The sequence below is a fragment of the Roseateles puraquae genome (assembly GCF_002205845.1).
In the GTDB taxonomy this organism is placed as follows: domain Bacteria; phylum Pseudomonadota; class Gammaproteobacteria; order Burkholderiales; family Burkholderiaceae_C; genus Pelomonas; species Pelomonas puraquae.
Genome location: NZ_NISI01000003.1, coordinates 270,030 through 289,047 on the forward strand (window position 1 = coordinate 270,030; position 19,018 = coordinate 289,047).

Annotated in this window: 17 protein-coding genes; 6 read left to right on the forward strand and 11 right to left on the reverse strand. The window is 69.9% G+C overall.

Translation table 11 applies throughout. From position 1 onward, the window contains the following. Positions 1-6 precede the first annotated feature (6 nt). On the forward strand, positions 7-723 hold the full coding sequence (serB, locus tag CDO81_RS11140; protein ID WP_088483276.1) for a phosphoserine phosphatase SerB: 717 nt from the start codon (positions 7-9) through the stop codon (positions 721-723). 3 nt (positions 724-726) lie between these two features. On the opposite strand, the gene CDO81_RS11145 is transcribed toward serB, so the two are convergent. From CDO81_RS11145 to CDO81_RS11180, 8 genes are all read right to left on the reverse strand, one after another. Continuing rightward, complete coding sequence (locus tag CDO81_RS11145; protein ID WP_088483277.1) at positions 727-1,560, reverse strand: PEP-CTERM sorting domain-containing protein; 834 nt, start codon at positions 1,558-1,560, stop codon at positions 727-729. 25 nt (positions 1,561-1,585) lie between these two features. Further along, the gene (locus tag CDO81_RS11150; RefSeq protein ID WP_088483278.1) at positions 1,586-2,335 is read right to left on the reverse strand and encodes a hypothetical protein; all 750 of its coding nucleotides are present in this window, start codon (positions 2,333-2,335) and stop codon (positions 1,586-1,588) included. Between the two features lie 14 nt (positions 2,336-2,349). Continuing rightward, a complete protein-coding gene (locus CDO81_RS11155; RefSeq protein WP_241516955.1) occupies positions 2,350-4,713 on the reverse strand; it encodes a pectate lyase family protein in 2,364 nt (787 codons plus the stop codon). A 384-nt stretch (positions 4,714-5,097) separates the two neighbouring features. Further along, a complete protein-coding gene (locus CDO81_RS11160; RefSeq protein WP_088483279.1) occupies positions 5,098-5,319 on the reverse strand; it encodes an RNA-binding S4 domain-containing protein in 222 nt (73 codons plus the stop codon). Positions 5,320-5,350: 31 nt separating this feature from the next. Next, positions 5,351-6,385 (reverse strand): PEP-CTERM sorting domain-containing protein, encoded by a 1,035-nt coding sequence (locus CDO81_RS11165; protein WP_144397213.1) that lies wholly within the window; start codon positions 6,383-6,385, stop codon positions 5,351-5,353. A 183-nt stretch (positions 6,386-6,568) separates the two neighbouring features. Further along, positions 6,569-8,275 carry a thiamine pyrophosphate-binding protein gene (locus tag CDO81_RS11170; RefSeq protein ID WP_088483281.1) on the reverse strand — a complete coding sequence of 569 codons (1,707 nt, stop codon included), beginning with the start codon at positions 8,273-8,275 and terminating at the stop codon, positions 6,569-6,571. Between the two features lie 36 nt (positions 8,276-8,311). Beyond that, positions 8,312-8,713 carry a hypothetical protein gene (locus CDO81_RS11175; protein ID WP_144397214.1) on the reverse strand — a complete coding sequence of 134 codons (402 nt, stop codon included), beginning with the start codon at positions 8,711-8,713 and terminating at the stop codon, positions 8,312-8,314. Between the two features lie 59 nt (positions 8,714-8,772). Then, complete coding sequence (locus CDO81_RS11180) at positions 8,773-10,026, reverse strand: MFS transporter (protein WP_088483283.1); 1,254 nt, start codon at positions 10,024-10,026, stop codon at positions 8,773-8,775. 72 nt (positions 10,027-10,098) lie between these two features. Here CDO81_RS11180 and CDO81_RS11185 point away from each other — a divergent pair, with 72 nt between their 5' ends. Together CDO81_RS11185 and CDO81_RS11190 are read left to right on the forward strand one after the other, a co-directional pair. Next, positions 10,099-10,962: an AraC family transcriptional regulator gene (locus tag CDO81_RS11185; RefSeq protein ID WP_088483284.1), complete on the forward strand. Its 864-nt coding sequence runs from the start codon at positions 10,099-10,101 to the stop codon at positions 10,960-10,962. A gap of 120 nt (positions 10,963-11,082) precedes the next feature. Next, positions 11,083-12,033: a DNAJC11 domain-containing protein gene (locus CDO81_RS11190; RefSeq protein ID WP_144397215.1), complete on the forward strand. Its 951-nt coding sequence runs from the start codon at positions 11,083-11,085 to the stop codon at positions 12,031-12,033. Positions 12,034-12,060: 27 nt separating this feature from the next. Here the strand turns inward: CDO81_RS11190 and CDO81_RS11195 are convergent, their stop codons facing one another. Continuing rightward, the gene (locus tag CDO81_RS11195; RefSeq protein WP_088483286.1) at positions 12,061-12,837 is read right to left on the reverse strand and encodes a substrate-binding periplasmic protein; all 777 of its coding nucleotides are present in this window, start codon (positions 12,835-12,837) and stop codon (positions 12,061-12,063) included. Positions 12,838-12,894: 57 nt separating this feature from the next. Here CDO81_RS11195 and nadA point away from each other — a divergent pair, with 57 nt between their 5' ends. Both nadA and CDO81_RS11205 read left to right on the forward strand, forming a co-directional pair. After that, the gene (gene nadA, locus CDO81_RS11200) at positions 12,895-13,995 is read left to right on the forward strand and encodes a quinolinate synthase NadA (RefSeq protein WP_088483287.1); all 1,101 of its coding nucleotides are present in this window, start codon (positions 12,895-12,897) and stop codon (positions 13,993-13,995) included. 72 nt (positions 13,996-14,067) lie between these two features. Then, positions 14,068-14,361 carry a late competence development ComFB family protein gene (locus tag CDO81_RS11205; protein ID WP_088483288.1) on the forward strand — a complete coding sequence of 98 codons (294 nt, stop codon included), beginning with the start codon at positions 14,068-14,070 and terminating at the stop codon, positions 14,359-14,361. A 15-nt stretch (positions 14,362-14,376) separates the two neighbouring features. On the opposite strand, the gene nadB is transcribed toward CDO81_RS11205, so the two are convergent. After that, a complete protein-coding gene (nadB, locus tag CDO81_RS11210) occupies positions 14,377-15,990 on the reverse strand; it encodes an L-aspartate oxidase (RefSeq protein ID WP_088483289.1) in 1,614 nt (537 codons plus the stop codon). Positions 15,991-16,102: 112 nt separating this feature from the next. Between nadB and CDO81_RS11215 the strand changes: the two genes are divergently transcribed. Then, positions 16,103-18,124 (forward strand): S9 family peptidase, encoded by a 2,022-nt coding sequence (locus tag CDO81_RS11215; protein WP_158218245.1) that lies wholly within the window; start codon positions 16,103-16,105, stop codon positions 18,122-18,124. Here the strand turns inward: CDO81_RS11215 and CDO81_RS11220 are convergent. After that, positions 18,115-18,996: a sterol desaturase family protein gene (locus CDO81_RS11220; protein ID WP_088483291.1), complete on the reverse strand. Its 882-nt coding sequence runs from the start codon at positions 18,994-18,996 to the stop codon at positions 18,115-18,117. The genes CDO81_RS11215 and CDO81_RS11220 overlap by 10 nt on opposite strands. Between the last annotated feature and the right edge of the window lie 22 nt (positions 18,997-19,018).

Sequence of the window (19,018 nt, forward strand, 5' to 3'; positions counted from 1 at the left end):
CCCGCCATGCCCACGCCCTCCACTCCTGCTGCCGCCGGCCTCGTGCTGCGCGACGGCCCTGCCCTGCCGCCCCTGTCCCACTTCAAGCTCGCCGCTTTCGACATGGACTCGACGCTCATCAGCATCGAGTGCATCGACGAGATCGCGGCCCTGGCGGGCAAGGGCGAGCAGGTGGCCGCCATCACCGAGGCCGCGATGCGCGGCGAGATCACGGATTTCCGCGACAGCCTGCAGCGCCGGCTGGCCCTGCTGGCCGGTGTGCCGGCGACCGTGCTGGACCGGGTGCTGGCCGAGCGGCTGACCTTCAATCCGGGTGCTCGCGAACTGTGTGCCGCGCTGAAGGCGGCGGGGCTGACGCTGGTGCTGGTGTCCGGCGGCTTCACCTTCTTCACGCGCTACGTGGCGGCCGAGCTCGGCATGGACTTCGTGCGCAGCAACGAGCTGGAGATCGCCGATGGCGCCCTGACCGGGCGCGTGGTCATGCAGGACTGGGGCGACATCTGCGACGGCGAGCAAAAGCGCCTGATGCTGCTGCAGTGCTGTGCCGCCATCGGCTGCCAGCCGCATGAAGCCATCGCGGTCGGCGACGGCGCCAACGACCTGCCGATGATGGGCGCAGCCGGCCTGTCCGTGGCCTATCACGCCAAGCCGCGGGTGCGCGAGCAGGCGCGCATCGCCATCAACGAGGGCGGGCTGGACCGCCTGCTCGAGCTGCTGAAGTAGGCCTCAGCCGCGCAGCCCCCGGCGGCGGGCCACGCCCGCGACCACCCCAAGCCCCGCCAACAACAGCGCCAGGCTTTGCGGCTCGGGCACGGCTGAGACGGCCAGCACGTCGGACACGATGGGCAGCGAGTTGGAGCCGGCCACCGTCGTCCAGTTGGCGTTGCTGCCCAGGGCGGTCTGCAGGCCAGCCAGCGTGGTGAAGGGCGCGTCAGCCGTCGACACCTGGGCGCTGAACTGGGTGTAGCGGGTGGCCGTGGTGGCATCGACCTTGAACTCCCGCAGCTGGATGCCCGACAGGCCGGTGGCCGCCGTCGGATTGTCCGAGCTGGTGTAGCTGCCGCGGTTGGAGATGGCCCCGAGGAAGGTGATTTGCCCCGGCTGGTAGTTGGTGGCATAGCTCGCCGCCTGGAAGGCATAGAGGATGTCGCCACTGCTGGAGATGTTGGACACCTGACCGTTGAGGTTGGTCACGGTGCCGTTGGCCGTGCCGCCGGCCGCCCCGGACTTGGCCGCGTACTGGCCACTGGTGCCCGTGCCCAGCAAGGCCACCGACGTGCCGGCTGCCACGGCCGAGCTGGCCGTCCAGGACCAGAAGGCTTCCGAGGTTGTCGAGAAGACGCCGGCCGAGGTCGGCGTCTGCAGCACGTTGGTGTCGGTGAAGTAGATCGTCGTGCCCGACGCGAGGTCGACGAAAGTCACAAAGGACCAACCGCCCACCGTGGTGTTCACGTTCAGGCCGGTGAAGGCGAAGTCGCCATTGGCGAGTGCAGTGCCAGCCGCCTGGGCATGGCCGAGGGTGGCGGTGGCCAGGGCGAGCAGGGTCAGGGTCTTGCGCATGGAGGTCTCCAGAAATTGGTGAGGTTCAGCGGGCGCGGCGGCGCAGGGCCGCCAGCGTCAGCAGGCCAGGGATGAACAGCAGACCGGCGGCCGGCTCGGGCACGGCGGCCGAGGTGAGCAGCAGGTTGTCCAGCGACACGCCGTAGTAGCTGTCGCGGTGGGTCAGTGAGAAGCCGGCGATGTCGGCCACGCCGTCGTTGCGGGCGAAGGCGTAGCGACCGTCGGTGCGGCCCGACAGGTCCACCGTCTCGATGAGGCTGCCGTCAGCACGGTAGAGCTGCAGGGTGATGGCGCCCCCGTCGGCATCGCGCAACTGAAAGCCCAGGGCCGACACCGGCGAGGCGAAGCGGGCCGACAGCGCGCCGAAGCCGCTGGGGTCGCTGCCATCGCTGTTCTGCGGCCCGATGCCGAAGATCGCAGCGCCGTCGGTGTCGCCGTAGTGGTAGACACCGAGGTTGGCGCCGATCGCACCGGGCAGCAGCGTGAGGCCCGCCAGTGGCGCGCCAAAGCTCAGGTCGTCGAACCAGTCCTGCGCGATCGCGCCCGGCCGCGGCGCCTTCGCCACCGCCAGCTCCTGACCGTCGAAGCGCTCGCCGAACTGCACGCCGCCGCTGGTCAGGAGGCCGTCGATCACGGCGCCGTCCGCCAGTTCGCTGAAGGTGATGGGCGCGCCAACGAGGGTGGCGTAGCCCACCTCGGTCGTGGCACCGGCCTGCGCGGCGCTCACGCCCAGGGCGAGCAGCAGGGCCGAAAGGGCCGTTGTTGTGAAGTGCATCAAAGTCTCCCGCATCACTGACCGCCCACGACGGTCACGTTGTCGAAATCGGCCGTCACGGTCGCGCTGTTGCTGCCGGAGGACAGGGCCAGGCCGACGAAGAGGCTGGGTGTGCTGACGGTCAGGTTGGTGGTTTCCGACCAGCTCACGCCATCGCTCGACGCGGCGGAATAGACCGCATTGCCGCGCCGCTCCACCCGCACCCACACCGGCAGCGTCGAGCTGGAGAAGCCGCTGAGGTTGGATTTGTTGTTGCCGTTGATGGCCGCGCGGATGGCGCCTGTGGACGAGTAGCGCGCCGTCCACGCATAGGCCGGCGTGCCGCTGAGGCTGGTCATGGCGACCACGCCGGCGCGGGCGGCATCGGCATTGCCGCCCTGGGCCACCACCCGGGCGGTGAAGACGAAGTTGCCGGTCAGCTCGCGGTACTTCAGGTTGAACGCGTAGGGGCTGCTGGTGTTGATGACGCCGGCCCCGGACAGCGTGTAGGTGCCTGTGGCGGGGTTGTAGGTGGCCGGCGGCACGGGCGCGGTGACCAGCGGGCTCAGCACCAGCTCGTTGCCGCCGTTGACGCTGCACGGCAGGGTCGGCGTGCAAGCGGTGTCGGGGATGGTCGGCGCCGGATTGGGCGAAGGGCTGGGCGCCGGCGTGGGGCTCGGCGCCGGTGTGGGTGATGGGCTGGGTGCGGGCGTAGGGCTGGGCGCAGGCGCGCCCGGCAGGGGCGCCGGTACAGGCCCTTGCACCGCGAACAGGCCGACCCGCCCTGCCCCGGCGCCCGACTGCACCGCCGCGCGCGCGGCATCGGCCGTGCGCAGCGTGTAGGCATACGGCGGCACCCAGTTCTGCTTCACCGGCAGGCTGTCGCAGCCCTGCAGCTCGATGTCGATGACGCCCGCCATGGGTTTGCCGAGGTCGTCCTTGTCGCTGATGAAGCGATGGCCCGAGCTGCGCAGGGAGATGGCGTCCTTGCCGCCGATCAACTTGCCGCAGACCTCCTTGGGCTTCAAGCCGGTGAACTCGTAGAAGTTGTTCTCGACGAGCACGTCGGACTGGTAGCGCACGTCCAGGCCGGAGCCGAACTTCATGTCGGAGTCGCTGGTGGTGGTGCTGCCGGTGACGAGGTTGTTGTACATGTGCAGCTGGCCAAAGCGCACCAGCGGCAGCCGGCTGTAGGCGTAGTTCCACCAGTTGCCGGTCAGGGTCACGTGCAAGCGGCCCGCGTCGCTCCAGGCGCGGCCCGAGTCGCCATTGCCGATCAGCGTGGTCTTGTGATGCTTGCTGAACACGCTGTTGGAGATGGTCACGTAGTCGCTGCCGCGCACCACGTCCAGCGCGCCGTCGTGGCGGGTGTCGCTGGCCAGCGAGTCGGGCGTGTCGCCGTCGCTGATGGTGACGTGGTCGATCCAGATCTGCTGGCCGCGCGAGATGGTCAGCCCGTCCATGTAGGCGTTGTCGCTGTCCTCGGGGTTCACGTCCCAGGGCGTGTCGATGGCCAGGTTGCGCAGGATGATGTTGCGCGTCCAGGTCGGGAAGGCCTCGGGGTCCCTGCCGGCGGCGACCCAGGCCTTGAAATCGGCCTCGGCGCCGGCCGCGGTCGTCGCGGCCTCGGTGCCGATCAGGATCTGCGTGCCGGTGATGCGCGCCGGGCGGCCGTTGCTGTCGTTGATGCCCACCAGCGTCGTGTTGGACGGGATGGAGAAGCTGCCGCCGTTCTTCTGGTCGAGGAACCCGGTGTACTCCTCGAACACCGTGTTGTTGTCGCGCCAGCGGAAGTCGATGTGGCCGACGATGCGGATGATCTTGGGCTCGTTCTTGGCCTCGCGCAGCGCTGCCAGCAACTGCTCCTTGTTGAACACGGTGTAGATGCGGTTGGCTGCGGCCGACGAGCCGCCGGTGACGCGCACCTTGCCGGCACGCGACTGGCCGTGCCAGCCGATATCGGGCGCCACCTCGCGCTCGAAGGTGAGCTGGCCACCGGTGGAGTCGACGGTCGCGAACTGCCAGGCCGGCAGCTTGGGCGCGGGCCGGTAGTTGGCCGGGTTGTGCAGGCCACTCAGGGTGGTGGGCGCGGCATAGCTGCGATTGCCGATGTCGAACAGCAACGGCGCACTGGGGTCGGTCAGCGTGAGGGCGTCGATCACCGGCGCCGGGGCCGGCGTGATGGGGCGGGGGTCTCGCGCGGCCTGGGCCTTGGCCAGCGCGGTGGGCTCGGCCTCGGCAGCAGCCGCCTGGCGGCTGGCAGTCGGCAGGTCGGCGATCTGGCTGGCCCCTTGGGGCGTGACCAGGGGGACGGGTGCCGGCTGGCCGCCACCGCAGGCCGCGAGGCCGAGCGAGATGGACGACGCCAGCAGGCCCAGCCTGGGCTTGCGTGCAGTCATGGTCTTGTCTCCAGGGCGCGCTCTGTCGGCGCGCGAATCAGTGAGGGGTCGCGGCCGCCGCTGGGCGGATCGCTCACCACAGGCAGGCGCAGGCCCACCCGGCCGCGCGCCCGTCAGGGGTTCGCGGCTTGGAACGACGTCATCAGTGGCGGGTACTCGGCGGCAGGCCGAAGAGGGGTGCAGCCGCCCGTGCGGCACCGGCTCGCAAGGGCATCTGGAGGCAAGGTGCGCGCAGCAGGCGCAGCACCCCCGCGTCGGCTGTCGGACGCTCGGCCACCCGGTGGTGATCGATGCGCGGCCGGCTCAGCGAGCGGTTGGAACAGTGTTTCGGTTTTACGCTAACCGGTCAACGCCGGGCATACCCTCAGAACGAGGGACGACGACTCAGGCCGGCGGAATCACCCGCACGCGCTGCCCGGCGAACTCGACCACCTGGCCGGCCCGCATCTTGGCGGTCTTGCGCAGCTCGGTCTGGCCATCCACCTGCACCTGGCCATCAGCAATGAGGGCGCGGGCCTGACCGCCGCTGTCGGCGAGGCCCGTGGCCTTCAGGAGTTTGTCGAGTTCGATGTACTCGCCGCGGAGGTGGAGATCGATGTCAGGCATGGCGCGATTGTCGCCCCATGCCCGGCCACCATCACTGCGGCAGGCGGCGGCGCCACAGCAGGCCGATGACGCCCAGGCCGCCCAGCAGCAGCAAGGCGCTGCCCGGCTCCGGCACCGGCGGCGTGAAGCCGCCGCCGTTGTTGCCGAAGTCCCAGTTGGTGTTGGGGTCGTCTGCGGTCGCCGAGTTCACCACGTTGCCGAACAGCTGGGCGGTCGTGCCCAGGCCGGCCTCCTGTGCGCCCGACAGCAGCGTGGCGCCGAAGGGCAGCTCCAGGTAGGTGATCTTGCCCGTGTTGAAGAAGTCCACCGACCCGTTGACCGAGCTATAGGCCCACTGGTTGCCCGTCAGGTTGAAGGTCGTGCCGTACTGGAAGAGCAGCTTTTTGTAGACGGTGCGCGAGCCCGTCCAGGTGGGGTCGTTGGACCAGGTGCTGACGCCGAAGCTGCTGGAGTAGCTCACGCCGGCCAGGTCGGTGAAGGAGGTGCTGATGGTGCCGTAGGCGGAACCGTCGCCCGGGAAGCTGCCGTCCAGCGTGAAGCCGACGATGACCGCGCCATAGCTGCCGGCCGGCCGCTGCGCGGTGGCGTTGATCTTCAGCTCCTGGCTCCAATAGGCGTTGGACTGGGCCGTGACCCAGCTGTTCGGCGCGGCGTCAGGCTGGCCGCTGGCATTGAGCGTGGATGTGGCGATCGCGGTTTTCAGGTTCAGCCCCAGCACCTGGGCCTGCCCCGTGTAGCTGAAGCTGTACTGGCCAGAGGCGGTGATGATGTCGTAGATGGGATCGACGCCTGGCGTGCCGCCGCTGGGCACGAGATAGCTCTTTTGTGCCACCGGGGTGCCGAGCCCCGGCAAGCCGGGCTGCCAGTAGGCGTAGTCGGACGGGCCGTTGATGGTGAAGTTCACGTCACCGAGCAAGGGGCTGGTGACGCTGGCATTGATCCAGCCGTTCACCGAACTCGAGGCGCTGAAGCTCAACGCGAGCGCAGACGACGTGGCCAGGCTGCAGCCCAGTGCCGCCGCCGCAGGCAGAACGGTGGCCCGAAGGCGGGAGGAGAAGACGGACATGACGAGCTCCTTGGACAAGACACCCGCATCGTGTCGCTGCGCGCGGCAATGCGCAGCCCCGCTCTGTCACCTGTATCAGGGAGGGCCGCGGGGTTCATCCGTAAGCCCGCGAGCCAGCACCCCCTCAGGCCCGGGGACGGGGCCTGTGGCGATGTCCGGTTTTGCGAAAACGCGCCGCCGGGCTCACGACCGGCGCAAGGCCGCCTCGCGGATGGCGGTCAGCGTCGAGCGCGAGGTGCTCACATCCGACGACAGCCGCAGATGCAGCAGCGCCGGCCGCCCCGCAGCCACGGCCGCCTGCAGCGCCGGGCCAACCTCCTCCGTGCGCTCAGCCTTGAAGGCGACAAAGCCAAAGGCCTCGGCCAGCTTGGCGAAGTCAGGGTTGAACAGGTCGCTGCCGGAGACGCGCCCCGGGTACTCGCGCTCCTGGTGCATGCGGATGGTGCCGTAGGTGCCGTTGTCCACCACCACCACCAGCAGCTTCTTGGCGCCGTAGCCCGTGGCCGTGGCCAGCTCCTGCCCGGTCATCAGGAAGTCGCCGTCGCCCGCGATGTTGACCACCCAGCGGTCTTGCAACAGGGCTGCTGCAACGGCCGCCGGCACGCCGTAGCCCATGGCGCCCGAGGTGGGTGCAAGCTGCGTCTTGCCGAAGCGATGCAGGCCGGTGTAGCGATGGAAGCGGTGCAGCCAGCCGCTGTAGTTGCCGGCGCCGTTGGTGAAGATGGTGCCCTCGGGCAGTTGCGCGTCGATCAGGCGGATGACCTCGGCCATGTCCAGCGGCGACACCGGCGTGGGCTCGAGGTTGGCGCGGTAGTCGGCGTTGGCGGCCTGCGTCCAGTCGCGCCAGGGCACAGCCGCCGGCGCGGCCAGCGCGGCCAGTGCCGGTGCGGCCTGGCTCATGCTCGCGTTGATCAGCAATTCACCCGTGTACACGCGCCCCAACTCCTCCGCACCCGCATGGATGTGGATGAGCTGCTGCGCCGGCCGCGGCGCCTGCAGCAGGGTGTAGCCGCCGGTCGTCATCTCGCCCAGGCGCGGGCCGATGGCGAGGACGAGGTCCGCATCCTTCACCCGCGCGGCCAACTTGGGATTGATGCCGATGCCCACGTCGCCTGCGTAATTGGGGTGGGCGTTGTCGAACAGATCCTGGAAGCGGAACGCGCAGCCCACCGGCAGCTGCCATGCCTCCGCAAACCGCTGCAGGGCCGCCGTGGCGTCAGGCGTCCACCCCCCGCCGCCGGCAATCACCAGCGGGCGCTGCGCGGCGGCCAGGCGCTCGCGCAGCTCGGCCAGCGCGGCCGGCGTCGGTGCGGCTTCTGCCGGCCGAGCGGGCGCCACCACGGGCGCCGTGATCGGCTTGGTCAGCATGTCCTCGGGCAGCACCAGCACCACCGGGCCGGGGCGGCCCTGCATCGCGGTGTGGAAGGCCCGCGCCACGTACTCGGGCAGGCGCTCGGCGTCATGCACCTCGCCCACCCACTTGGCCATGCCCAGCGTGCCCGGGCCGAACATCTGGCGGTAGTCGACCTCCTGGAAAGCCTCGCGGTCACGCTGATCGCTGGCCACCTGGCCGATGAAGAGGATCATCGGCGTGCTGTCCTGGAAGGCGGTGTGCAGGCCGATGCTCGCGTTGGTGGCGCCCGGCCCGCGGGTGACGAAGCAGATGCCGGGCCGCCCCGTCAGCTTGCCCTGCGCCTCGGCCATGAAGGCCGCCCCACCCTCCTGCCGGCAGGCCACGAAGCGGATCTGCTCGCGGTACTCATGAAAGCCGTCGAGCACGGCGAGGAAGCTCTCGCCGGGCACGCCGAACGCGATATCGACGCCCTGGGCAATGAGGGCCTCCACCAGCCGGTGGCCGGCCAGCACGGGGGTTGCAGCTTGTCTAGTCATGTGCGGCACTTTAGCCGCCCCGAGCGCTTGGCCGGATCAGCGCGGCCCCTCGATCTGGCGCTGCATGATCTTGTCGCGCAGGGTGTCGTCGCGGGTGATGTCGAGCGCCTTGTGCAGCGCCGTGGGGCCGCTGGCGGCCTCGGAAGGCTTGGGGCTCGGTGGAGCGGCCACCACGGTGACGGTGCCGCCGGTCACCGCCTTGACCTGCGCACCGGCGGGGCACTCGACGTTGGAATAGGTCACCTCGCCGCCCTTGACGCATTTGCGCAGCGGCCCCGCCTTGGCGCTGCCGCTCGGTGCGGTTGCGTCGCTGGCGGGCTGCGGCAGGCTTTGCTCGGTCGCCGCCCTCATCCAGGCTTGCAGGCGAGCGCGCTCATGCCAGCCTGCACCGATCACGGCGATCAGCAGACAGACAGCAATCAGACCTCGTATCGACATGGGTCACCCGCGCACCTGGAGATGGGCGGCGACTGTAGCCGCCCCGCGCGCAGGCGCGACTACGCGGCCGCCAGCGTCGTGCGCCGTGACAGCCCCAGGCCCACGAGGCCGGCCGAGGCAATGCCCATCAGCAAGGCCAGCGCCGATCCCGCGAACACGCCGCGCGGCATGCCGTGGTCGAGGATGGCACCGAACACCGGTGCAGCAATCGCAAAGCCGATGTCCAGGCCCGAATACACCGTGCCGTAGACGCGCCCCGTGGCGCCGGGTGGCGCGGCGCGCTTGATGAGCATGTCACGCGAGGGGCCGGCCAGGCCGGTGCCGAAGCCCGCCAGCGCCGCCACCGCCGCGGCCGCGCCGCCGGGCAGCCAGCCCGTGGCCGTGACGAGCAGCAGCGCAGCCGCCAGCGCCATGGCCCAGCCGATGGTGCGCTCCAGCCGCTCTGCCCGCGCCACCAGGAAGCCGCCACACACCATGCCCGCCGCGCCCGCCAGCATGTAGCCGGTGACCACATAGGCCGTCTGCGACAACGGCAGGCCGTAGATCTGATGCAGCGCCGGGCTGGCAAAGCTCTGGATGGCCGACAAGGCCGCCGTGCTCCAGAAGAAGAACGAGAAGCACAGCCACACCGAGGGCAGCTTCAGGAAGGCCATCGGATGCTCTTGCGCCGCGCCGGCCGGTGACTTGGCATGGCCCCAGCTGCCCTGGCGGTCGTCGATGGCCGCGCGCTGCCAGAACAGCAGCCCCATCACGGCCAGTGCGACCAGCGCCGTGCCGAGGTAGGCCAGCCGCCAGTTGCCGGTCGCCTCGGCAATGCCGATGGAAAACACCGGCGCCACCGCCCAGCCCAGGTTGCCGCTGATGCCGTGCACCGAGAACGCATGGCCCAGGCGCGCCTGAGAGACCCGCTTGTTCAGGATGGTGAAGTCAGCCGGGTGGAACGGCGCATTGCCCACGCCGGCCAGCGCCGCCGCCAGCATCAGGCCTCCAAAGCCCTGGGCCAGGCCGGCCGCGACCGACGCCAGAAAAAAACTCGCCATCGCGGCGAACAGCACCGGCCGCGCACCCACGCGATCGACGATGAAGCCGGACAGCGCCTGCCCGGCGCCCGAGATGACGAAGAAGGTCGTGACCAGCAGGCCGAGCTCCGAGTAGCTCAGTCCGAACGCCTGGATGAAGGCCGGGAAGAGCGGCGGCAGCAGCATGTGGAAGAAATGCGAGCTGCCGTGGGCGACGCCGATGGTGGAGATGGTCGTCACGTCGCGGCGGCGTTGACGCGCGGCGTCGAGGGAGGAGGCGAGAGCCGTGTTCATGACGCTGGATTCTGGGCACGCGCCCCGCGGCGCGGTTACGATGATTCGTCAAGTTCTGTCGATTTCGCGCCAATGCCCGCCTCGGTCCACCGCCGCGCCAACGCGCCCGCCCCCGCCGCACCCGTCGTGCGCAGCGGCACCAGCCAGCCGTCTTACCAACCCGAACGCTACGCCCCGAGTGCGCAGCGTCCGCTGCGCGCCAAGTCGCGGCTGCTGGAGCACCTGGCCGACATCCAGCCCCACCACCACGCCTGGGCCCAGCTGGTGTTTTCTTTCAGTGGCGCGGTGCGGGTGGGCACGCCGCGGTCGACCTACATCGTGCCGCCATCGCGGGCGGTGTGGATTCCGGCGCGGCTGGAGCACGCCGTCACCGCCATCGAACGGGCCGATCTGCGGACGCTTTACGTGCAGGCCGACCTGCTCCCGGGCGAGGCCTGGCATCACCCCCGGGTGCTGGAGGTGTCGCCCCTGCTGCGCGAGCTCGTGCTGGCCTTGCCGACCGATGCCGACCCCTGTCCGCCCGAGGCGCCCGACGACGAGGCCCGGCGGCATGGCGTCGAGGCGCTGGTGGTGCATGAACTGCGCCGCGCCCGCGCCCTGCCGCTGGGCGTGGCCTTGCCGCATGATGCACGGCTGCGCCGCCTCTGCGAGGCCATGCTGCGCGACCCGGGCCGCCACGCCGGCCTGGACGCCTGGGCCGCCGAGGCCGGTGCCAGCCCGCGCACGCTGAACCGTCTGTTCCGGGAGGAACTCGGGACCAGCTTCCTGCAGTGGCGCTCGCAACTGCTGCTGGCGCACGCGGTCACGCTCGCCGCCCGTGGCCGGCCGATGGGGCATATCGCCGCCGAGCTGGGCTATGCCAGTGCGAGCGCGTTCTCCGCGATGGTCACGCGCACCGTGGGCATGCCACCCAGCCGCTTCTTTGCGGAAGCCTGAGCCAAGGCCCCTGCCCGTCACGCGCGGTTACGAGTTGAGGCCGACCTGCGTCTGGCGAAGCACCGCCACGACGCGTTGAGCGAACGTACGATGCCTCAAACGACAACAAGGACAAGCACCATGCAACGCCGCCACCTGACCCTGGGCCTCTTCAGCAGCCTCACCGCGGGCCTGCTCTCCACGCTGGCGCTGCCGGCCCGTGCGGACGATGAAGGCGACTTCGTCATCCTGCGCGCGCGCTACGGGACCGAGAACCGCCATGTCGACGTCACCGGCCGGCTGCGCGACCTGGCCCGCCAGGACCGCCGCTTCAAGCTGACCAACGACCTCTTCGGCATCGACCCCGACCCCGGCCGCACCAAGACCCTGCGCATCTTCGCGCGCGACCGCTACGGCCGTGAGCAACAGTTCGAGTACCGCGAGTACGACTGGGTGGACGGCGCGCAGTTCATCGGCTGGGGCCGGGGCAACTGGGGCGACGAAGGCGGCCCCGGCGGCTGGCATGGCAGCCGCGACGACCGGCACGACGACGGCAACTACGTGATCCTGTACGCGACCTACGGCGCCAGTGGCCGCGATGTGGACGTGACCGACCGCCTGCGCGACCTGGCCCGGCGCGACCAGCGGCTGCGGCTGACCAACGAGCTGTTTGGCGTGGACCCCTACCCCGGCCAGACCAAGATCCTGCGCATCTTCACGCGCGAGCGTGGCGGCCAGGAGCGCACCTTCGAGTACCGGGAGTACCAGACCATCGACGGCAACCAGTTCGTCGGCTGGGGTCGCGGCGATTGGGGTCGGGGCAGCGACCGCGGCCCGGTGCGACCGGGCCCCGGTGGGCGCTTCGTCATCGAAAGCGCCAGCTACGGCAGCGGCAACCGCTGGGTGGACGTCACCCAGGCCGTGCGTGCCCAGGTGCGGGGCGACCGCCTCGACCTGCCCGTGAGCAACGACCGCTTCGGTGTGGACCCGGCCCCGGGCGAGCGCAAGACGCTCAGCGTCACCTACCGCTTCGGCAACGAGCCGAGCAACACGGTGCGGGTGAGCGAGCGCGACACGCTGCGGCTGCCCTAAGCGAAGCAGCCCGGCCGGCGAAGCGGCTCAGCCGGCCAGCAGCCGCTTCATCGGCGGCTGCTTGACGACCCGCTGCAGCACCTGCAACAGCAGGTCCAGCGGCCAGGCGGACCGAGGCGACACGCAAGCGTAGGTCGGCATCCGGGCGACGCGCTGGCGAACATGCAGACGCTCGGCCTCCGGCCGGGCCGCGTTGTAATGCGCCAGCACGCGCCGGTCGCAGACGGCCGCTTCGGTGCGGCCCAGGCGAAGCTTTTCCAGCATGTGCCAGGGGCTGGGCGCGTCCTCACGCCGCAGCGCGCCGACATCAAAGCCAGACTGCAGGCTGTCGTACCGATAGCCCAGCACCGTGCCCACGCGCAGGCCGCGCTGGGCCGGCAGTTCCAGGGGCGGGCCGGGTTCGCGCGTGACCAGTACGTCCTCCAGCACCAGCAGCGCCGGCCCCAGCCGCCCGGGCGGCCCCTCGGGGCCATACCAGGTGGGGCTGATGAGGCAGTGCAGGTCCACCTCGCCGTCGTGGATGGCGGCATCGATGCGCTGGCTGGGCAGCTTTACCAGCACCGCCCGCGCAGGGGCAGCCTGCGCGACGAGGTGGATGAGGTCCAGCATCAGGCCCGACACGGGCTCGCCCTGGGCCCGCACGACATAAGGCGGCACCCAGCTGTCGCTGACGGCGAAGCGCAGCGTGTCAGGCAGCGTCTTAGACAGCGCCCAGGTCGCCTGGGGCTGCAGGAGCGGCAGACCCGCCGCTGAAGCCGCCAGCGCTCGCCCGATGAAACGCCGCCGTCGCTCGTCCTGAACCATGCCCGCAGTGTAGGCATGGCGCCCCTGGGGGCGATGCCATGGCGATACGATGCCGCCATGGATCAAGTGAGCTTCGACTACCCCCGCCAGGATGCGGAAGGCGCCACGTGCACCGCCCACGCCTGGGCCAAGGTGCCGGCCCCGCTGACAACGGCGCAGCGGCAGGACCTCGCCACCCGTGCGGCCGATCTGCTCAAGCAGCACAACGCCGTGCTGGTGGCGCATTACTACGTCGACGGCGCCCTGCAGGATCTCGCCCTGGCCACCGGCGGCATCGTGTCGGACTCCCTCGAGATGGCCCGCTTCGGCCGCGACCATGCCGCGCAGACGCTGGTGGTCGCCGGCGTTCGCTTCATGGGCGAGACCGCCAAGATCCTGAGCCCCGAGAAGCGCGTGCTGATGCCCGACCTCGACGCCACCTGCTCGCTCGACCTGGGCTGCCCGGCCGACGACTTCGCCCGCTTCTGCGATGCCCACCCCGACCGCCAGGTCGTCGTCTACGCCAACACCAGCGCCGCGGTGAAGGCGCGAGCCGACTGGATGGTGACCAGTTCCTGCGCGCTGGACATCGTGTCTGACCTGCATGCCAAGGGCCAGAAGATCCTCTGGGCACCCGACCGTCACCTGGGCCGCTACATCCAGGAGCAGACCGGTGCCGACATGCTGATGTGGAACGGCGCCTGCATCGTGCACGACGAGTTCAAGGGGCTGGAGCTGCAACTGCTGCGCGAGCAACACCCCGGCGCCCTGGTGCTGGTGCACCCGGAGTCGCCCGAATCAGTGGTCGAGCAGGCCGACGTGGTGGGCTCCACCTCCGCGCTGATCAAGGCCGTGGTCGAGGGCAGTGCGCCGGCCTATATCGTCGCGACCGACAACGGCATTCTGCACCGCATGCGCCAGCTCGCCCCGGGCAAGACGCTGATCGAGGCCCCCACCGCCGGCAACAGTGCCACCTGCAAGAGCTGCGCGCACTGCCCCTGGATGGCCATGAACGGCCTGGCCAACCTGGTGGACTGCCTGCAAGGCGGCCAGCCCGAGATCCACGTCGACGAGGCCACCCGCGTGAAGGCCGAGCGCTGCATCACCCGCATGCTGGACTTCACCGCCGCCAGAAAGTCACAGGCGTCCGGGATGACCCCCGGCATCGGGGCCGCTTGATCTGGGACAGTCCTGCTGGCGCCCGCACGGCGCTATAAGACACGCATCGCTCCCGCCACGAAAGGCCGCACCATGTCCGCCGACTTCAGCTCCCTGTACAACCACCATGAACGCGAAGTCTTCGCCGCCGTGATGGCGGCGGCCAAGGACTATCCGGAGATCGCCACCAGCAACGACCTCCTTTGCGACGTTGCCTGCGTGGCGCTCAACCGCCTGCAGCCGCGCTACATCCGGCACGAGGTGGATTTCAGCTTCTACCTGACCGAGCACGAGCGCCACGAGATCGACAACGCGATTGCCGAGGCGGTGGGCTATGCCTTCAACTTCGTCGAGGCACGCACGGCTCTGCGGGCGCGCAGCAACTGACCGGCTTGACGGGCCTCAGCGGCGCCGCCGCTCGCTGATCAGCACGGTCGGAAAACTCACCGGCAAGGTTTGCGGGTAGTCGCGGCTGTAGTGCAGGCCGCGGCTCTCGTGGCGCATCAGCGCAGAGCGCACGATGAGTTCCGCGCAGTCGACCAGGTTGCGCAGCTCCAGCAGGTCTCGGGTCACGCGGAAGTTGGCGTAGTAGTCATCGATCTCGCCGCGCAACAGCTCGATGCGGTGCAGCGCCCGCTCCAACCGCTTGGTGGTGCGCACGATGCCGACGTAGTTCCACATCAAGAGGCGCAGCTCGTCCCAGTTGTGAGCGATGACGACCTGCTCGTCGGCGTTCTCGACCTGGCTCTCGTCCCAGGCTGGCAGCGGCGCAGGAGCCTGCACCGGGTGGCTGAGGATGTCGGCGGCGCAGGTCTGCCCAAGCACGACGCATTCAAGCAGCGAATTGCTCGCCAGACGGTTGGCGCCGTGCAGGCCGGTGTAACCCGTCTCGCCCACCGCATACAGCCCCGGCAGGTCGCAGCGGCCCATCAGGTCGGTCACCGCGCCGCCGCAGGTGAAGTGCACGGCCGGCACCACGGGGATCGGCTGGCGCGCGATGTCGATGCCCAGCTTCAGGCAGCGCGCATGGATGGTCGGGAAATGCTCGATCAGGAAGGCCTCGCCCAGGTGAGTGGCGTCCAGCCACACATGGTCCAGGCCGTGCTTCTTCATCTCGAAGTCGATGGCGCGGGCGACGATGTCACGCGGCGCGAGCTCCATGCGCTCGTCGTGCGCCGCCATGAAGCGGGTGCCATCGGGCAGCTTCAGATGCCCACCCTCCCCACGCAGCGCCTCCGTGATCAGGAAGCTGCGCTCCTGCGGGTGGTACAGGCAGGTCGGGTGGAACTGGATGAACTCCATGTTCGCCACCCGGCAGCCGGCCCGCCAGGCCATGGCGATGCCGTCGCCCGTGGAGGTGTCGGGGTTGGTGGTGTAGCGGTAGACCTTGCCCGCGCCGCCCGTGGCAAGCACCACGGCGCGCGCGGGCAGGGTCTCCACGCGCTGGGCGTCGATGTCCAGCGCATAGACGCCGTAGACCCGGGGCACGCCCTTGTCCACGTCTTCACGCTGCACATGGCGCGAGGTGATCAGGTCCAGCGCCATCCAGCGCTCGCGCAGCGTGATGTTGGGATGGCGGCGTGCCACGGCCAGCAGTTGGTCATGGATGGCCTTGCCGGTGGCATCGGCCGCATGCGCGATGCGCCGCACCGCGTGGCCACCTTCGCGTGTCAGGTGCAGGCCCATGGGGCCGGTGTCGTCAGGCGTGAACGGCACGCCCTGCTCCACCAGCCAGCCCACCGCCGCCGCGCTGCGCTCGGCGATGAAGCGGGCGGTGGCCTCGTCCACCAGGCCCGCGCCGGCCTCCTGGGTGTCGCGCACATGGCTCTCGATGGAATCGTCGCTGCCGAGCACGCCGACGATGCCGCCCTGGGCCCAGGCGGTCGCGGCTTCGGTGAGCTCACGCTTGGCCAGGATGACGACCGGCACCGTGTCGGCCAGGTGCAGGGCAACCGTCAGGCCGGCCAGGCCGGCACCGATGATCACGACGGGAGCTTCTTGAGGGGCAGCAGTCATGGGCCGCGATTGTCCTGCAGGCATGAAGCACCCGGCGCGAGGTGAGGATTGCCCTGAGGGAGGGGCTTGCCCGCCTGGGCGCGAGCCCTATGCTGCCGCGCCTGGAGGAGACATGAACCCATTGACGTGCTGGGCCCGTCGGGCCGCGAACGCCGCCGCCATCGCCATCACCCTGGCCACCTCGCTGGCCGCCCCTGCGCAGGCGGCGCCACCACCCGCCGAGCTGTTCTTCAAGGACGCCGACATCATCGAGGCCGTGCTGTCGCCTTCGGGCCGCCGGCTGGCCATCACCTCGGCCAAGGGCGCCACGCGGGTGGGGCTGGTGGTGATCGACATGGGCCCAGGCGGCCAGATGCAGCGTCTGGCCCAGTTCAGCGATGGCGACGTCTTCCAGGTGCGGTGGGTCAACGACGAGCGGCTGATCTTCGGCGTGACGGATCTGTCGGAAGGCAGCGGCCGCCCCCAGGGCGCGCCCGGCCTCTTCAGCGTCGCCACCGACGGCAAGCCGATGCGCCAGTGGGTTCGCCGCATGGGCAAGCCCTTCATCAGCAATGGGGGCGACGATCGCATCCTGGACTGGAATCACTTCGTGCTGCGCGTGCCCGCCCCGCAGCCCGGCCAGCCGAACGAGGAAGTGCTGATCGCCGAGTACGGGCTGGGCGAAGTGCACACGCTCACGCCCCTCTGGCTCAACACCCGCACCGGCCGCACGCGCAGCGTGAGCTTCGACCAGCCCCGTAACACGGTGGGCTGGCTGACCGACGAGAACGCCGAGCCGCGCGTGGCCATCACCATGGAAAAAGGCCGCCGGGGCGCCTGGTGGCGTGCGCCCGGCAGCAAGGACTGGGTGCAGCTCTACGACGCCGACCAGTTCAAGCTGCCCTTCCAGCCGGTGTCGGTCGACAACGCCGGCAACCTCTACGTGACCCGCACCGAAGGCCCGCATCGGCTGCACGTCCTGACGCGCTATGACTTCGCCGCCCAGGCGCCCGAGCCCAAGCCGCTGGTCGTCACACCGGGCTTCGATTTCAGCGGCGAGCTGCTGTCCGAGGGCAGCCGCACGGCGCTGGGCGTGCGTGTGCAAGTGGACGGCGAGGCCACCGTCTGGTTCGACGACGCCATGAAAGCCTTGCAGCAACAGGCCGATCGCCTCTTGCCCGGCGCCGTGAACCGGATCAGCTGCCGCCGCTGCGGCCAGCCCGACATGGTGGCCCTGGTGCGCAGCAGCAGCGACCGCGACCCAGGCCGGCTGTTGTACTACCAGGCCAAGCCCGCCGAGGGCGAGAAACCCTGGACCTCGCTTGGCCGCATGCGGCCGGACGTGAAGCCCGAACAGATGGCCACCATGGAGCTGGCCCGCGTGCCGGCGCGCGACGGCCTGGAGCTGCCGGTCTGGGTGACCCGATCTCCCAACGCCAAGGGTCCGCTGCCCGCGGTTGTGCTGGTGCATGGCGGCCCCTGGATACGCGGCGGCACCTGGCGCTGGCACCCGATGGCGCAGTTCCTGGCGTCGCGCGGCTATGTCGTCATCGAGCCCGAGTTTCGCGGCAGCACCGGCTACGGCGACACACACTTCAAGGCCGGCTTCAAGCAATGGGGCCAGGCCATGCAGGACGACGTGGCCGATGCGCTGCGCTGGGCGCAGCAACAGGGCCTGGCCAGCGACAAGGCCTGCATCGCCGGCGCCAGCTATGGCGGCTACAGCACGCTGATGGGGCTGGCCCGGGACGGCGACCTCTACCGCTGCGGCGTCGCCTGGATCGCCGTGACGGACCTGGACCTGCTGTTGCGCGGCTCCTGGTGGGTGCGGGACGACACCACCAGCCTGGCTCGCCAGTACGCCCTGCCCGAGATGATCGGCGACCCCGACAAGGACGCCGCCCTCATTGCGGCCCACTCACCCGTGAAGCTCGCGGCCCGCATCAAGGCGCCGGTGCTGCTGGCCTTCGGCGAGGACGACCGCCGCGTGCCGCTGGCCCACGGCAAGCGCATGCGCGAGGCGCTGCAGGCCGCTGGCAATGACCCGGTGTGGGTGACCTACCCCGGCGAAGGCCATGGCTTTGCGGTGATCAAGAACCGCGTCGACTTCGCGCAGCGCCTGGAGGCGTTCCTGGCACGCCACCTTCAGCCCTGATCGCGAAAGCCGTTGCCATGCCGGCGCCAGTCCGGCGGCATCCACAGGTGGGCCAGGCGCAGGCGCCAGGACGTCTCGGCCGCCATGTCGCGGAACATGGCGCGCCATTCATGCGCGTTCAGCCAGAACAGGTTGTGCGTCGGGAACGGATGCTCCAGGCCGTAGTCCACCGCCTCCTGCTCGGGCTCGAAGCTGCCGAACAGGCGGTCAAACACGATCAGCGTGCCGCCGAAATTGCGGTCGATGTATTGCGGGTTGCGCCCATGGTGGGCTCGGTGGTGTGACGGTGTGTTGAAGATGAACTCGAACCACGCCGGCATCCGGTCGATCCAGGTGGTGTGCACGAAGAACTGGTAGGCCAGGTTCAACGACAGCGCGAACAGCACCCAGCGCGGCTCGAAGCCGAGCCACACCGCCGGCAGGTAGAACAGCCAGTTGCCCGCCAGCGCATAGAACCAGCTTTGCCGCAGCGCCGTGCCGAAGTTCATGTGCTCCGACCCGTGATGCACGACATGCGCGCACCAGAACCATCGAATGCGGTGGCTGGCGCGATGAAAGCCGTAGTACAGCAACTCCACCAGCAGGAAGAGACCAAGGAAGCGCCAGGGGCTGATGTCGATCGTGAAGAGGCGGTGCTCGTACACCCAGCCCAGGGCCGGCAGCACCAGCGCGGCCAGCAGCAGCAGGTCCACGGCCAGGTAGCTGCCGCCGCTGTTGAGGCTGTCGAAGGTGTCCCGCCAGTCGAACACCCGCGTGCGGCGAAACCGCCAGGCTTCCAGCGCCAGGCAGACACCAAAGACCGGCGACAGCAGCAGCAGCGTCAGGTCGCGCCAGTCGAAGTGGCGCTGGTAAAGGTCAATGAGCGCATCCATCGCCGGATGGTGCGCCGGCTGG

What these genes read in the sequence shown, in the direction of transcription:
- serB (WP_088483276.1), top strand. Translation starts at nt 7, where the DNA reads ATGCCCACGCCCTCCACTCCTGCTGCCGCCGGCCTCGTGCTGCGCGAC.
- CDO81_RS11145 (WP_088483277.1), bottom strand. Translation starts at nt 1,560, where the DNA reads ATGCGCAAGACCCTGACCCTGCTCGCCCTGGCCACCGCCACCCTCGGC.
- CDO81_RS11150 (WP_088483278.1), bottom strand. Translation starts at nt 2,335, where the DNA reads ATGCACTTCACAACAACGGCCCTTTCGGCCCTGCTGCTCGCCCTGGGC.
- CDO81_RS11155 (WP_241516955.1), bottom strand. Translation starts at nt 4,713, where the DNA reads ATGACTGCACGCAAGCCCAGGCTGGGCCTGCTGGCGTCGTCCATCTCG.
- CDO81_RS11160 (WP_088483279.1), bottom strand. Translation starts at nt 5,319, where the DNA reads ATGCCTGACATCGATCTCCACCTCCGCGGCGAGTACATCGAACTCGAC.
- CDO81_RS11165 (WP_144397213.1), bottom strand. Translation starts at nt 6,385, where the DNA reads ATGTCCGTCTTCTCCTCCCGCCTTCGGGCCACCGTTCTGCCTGCGGCG.
- CDO81_RS11170 (WP_088483281.1), bottom strand. Translation starts at nt 8,275, where the DNA reads ATGACTAGACAAGCTGCAACCCCCGTGCTGGCCGGCCACCGGCTGGTG.
- CDO81_RS11175 (WP_144397214.1), bottom strand. Translation starts at nt 8,713, where the DNA reads ATGTCGATACGAGGTCTGATTGCTGTCTGTCTGCTGATCGCCGTGATC.
- CDO81_RS11180 (WP_088483283.1), bottom strand. Translation starts at nt 10,026, where the DNA reads ATGAACACGGCTCTCGCCTCCTCCCTCGACGCCGCGCGTCAACGCCGC.
- CDO81_RS11185 (WP_088483284.1), top strand. Translation starts at nt 10,099, where the DNA reads ATGCCCGCCTCGGTCCACCGCCGCGCCAACGCGCCCGCCCCCGCCGCA.
- CDO81_RS11190 (WP_144397215.1), top strand. Translation starts at nt 11,083, where the DNA reads ATGCAACGCCGCCACCTGACCCTGGGCCTCTTCAGCAGCCTCACCGCG.
- CDO81_RS11195 (WP_088483286.1), bottom strand. Translation starts at nt 12,837, where the DNA reads ATGGTTCAGGACGAGCGACGGCGGCGTTTCATCGGGCGAGCGCTGGCG.
- nadA (WP_088483287.1), top strand. Translation starts at nt 12,895, where the DNA reads ATGGATCAAGTGAGCTTCGACTACCCCCGCCAGGATGCGGAAGGCGCC.
- CDO81_RS11205 (WP_088483288.1), top strand. Translation starts at nt 14,068, where the DNA reads ATGTCCGCCGACTTCAGCTCCCTGTACAACCACCATGAACGCGAAGTC.
- nadB (WP_088483289.1), bottom strand. Translation starts at nt 15,990, where the DNA reads ATGACTGCTGCCCCTCAAGAAGCTCCCGTCGTGATCATCGGTGCCGGC.
- CDO81_RS11215 (WP_158218245.1), top strand. Translation starts at nt 16,103, where the DNA reads ATGAACCCATTGACGTGCTGGGCCCGTCGGGCCGCGAACGCCGCCGCC.
- CDO81_RS11220 (WP_088483291.1), bottom strand. Translation starts at nt 18,996, where the DNA reads ATGGATGCGCTCATTGACCTTTACCAGCGCCACTTCGACTGGCGCGAC.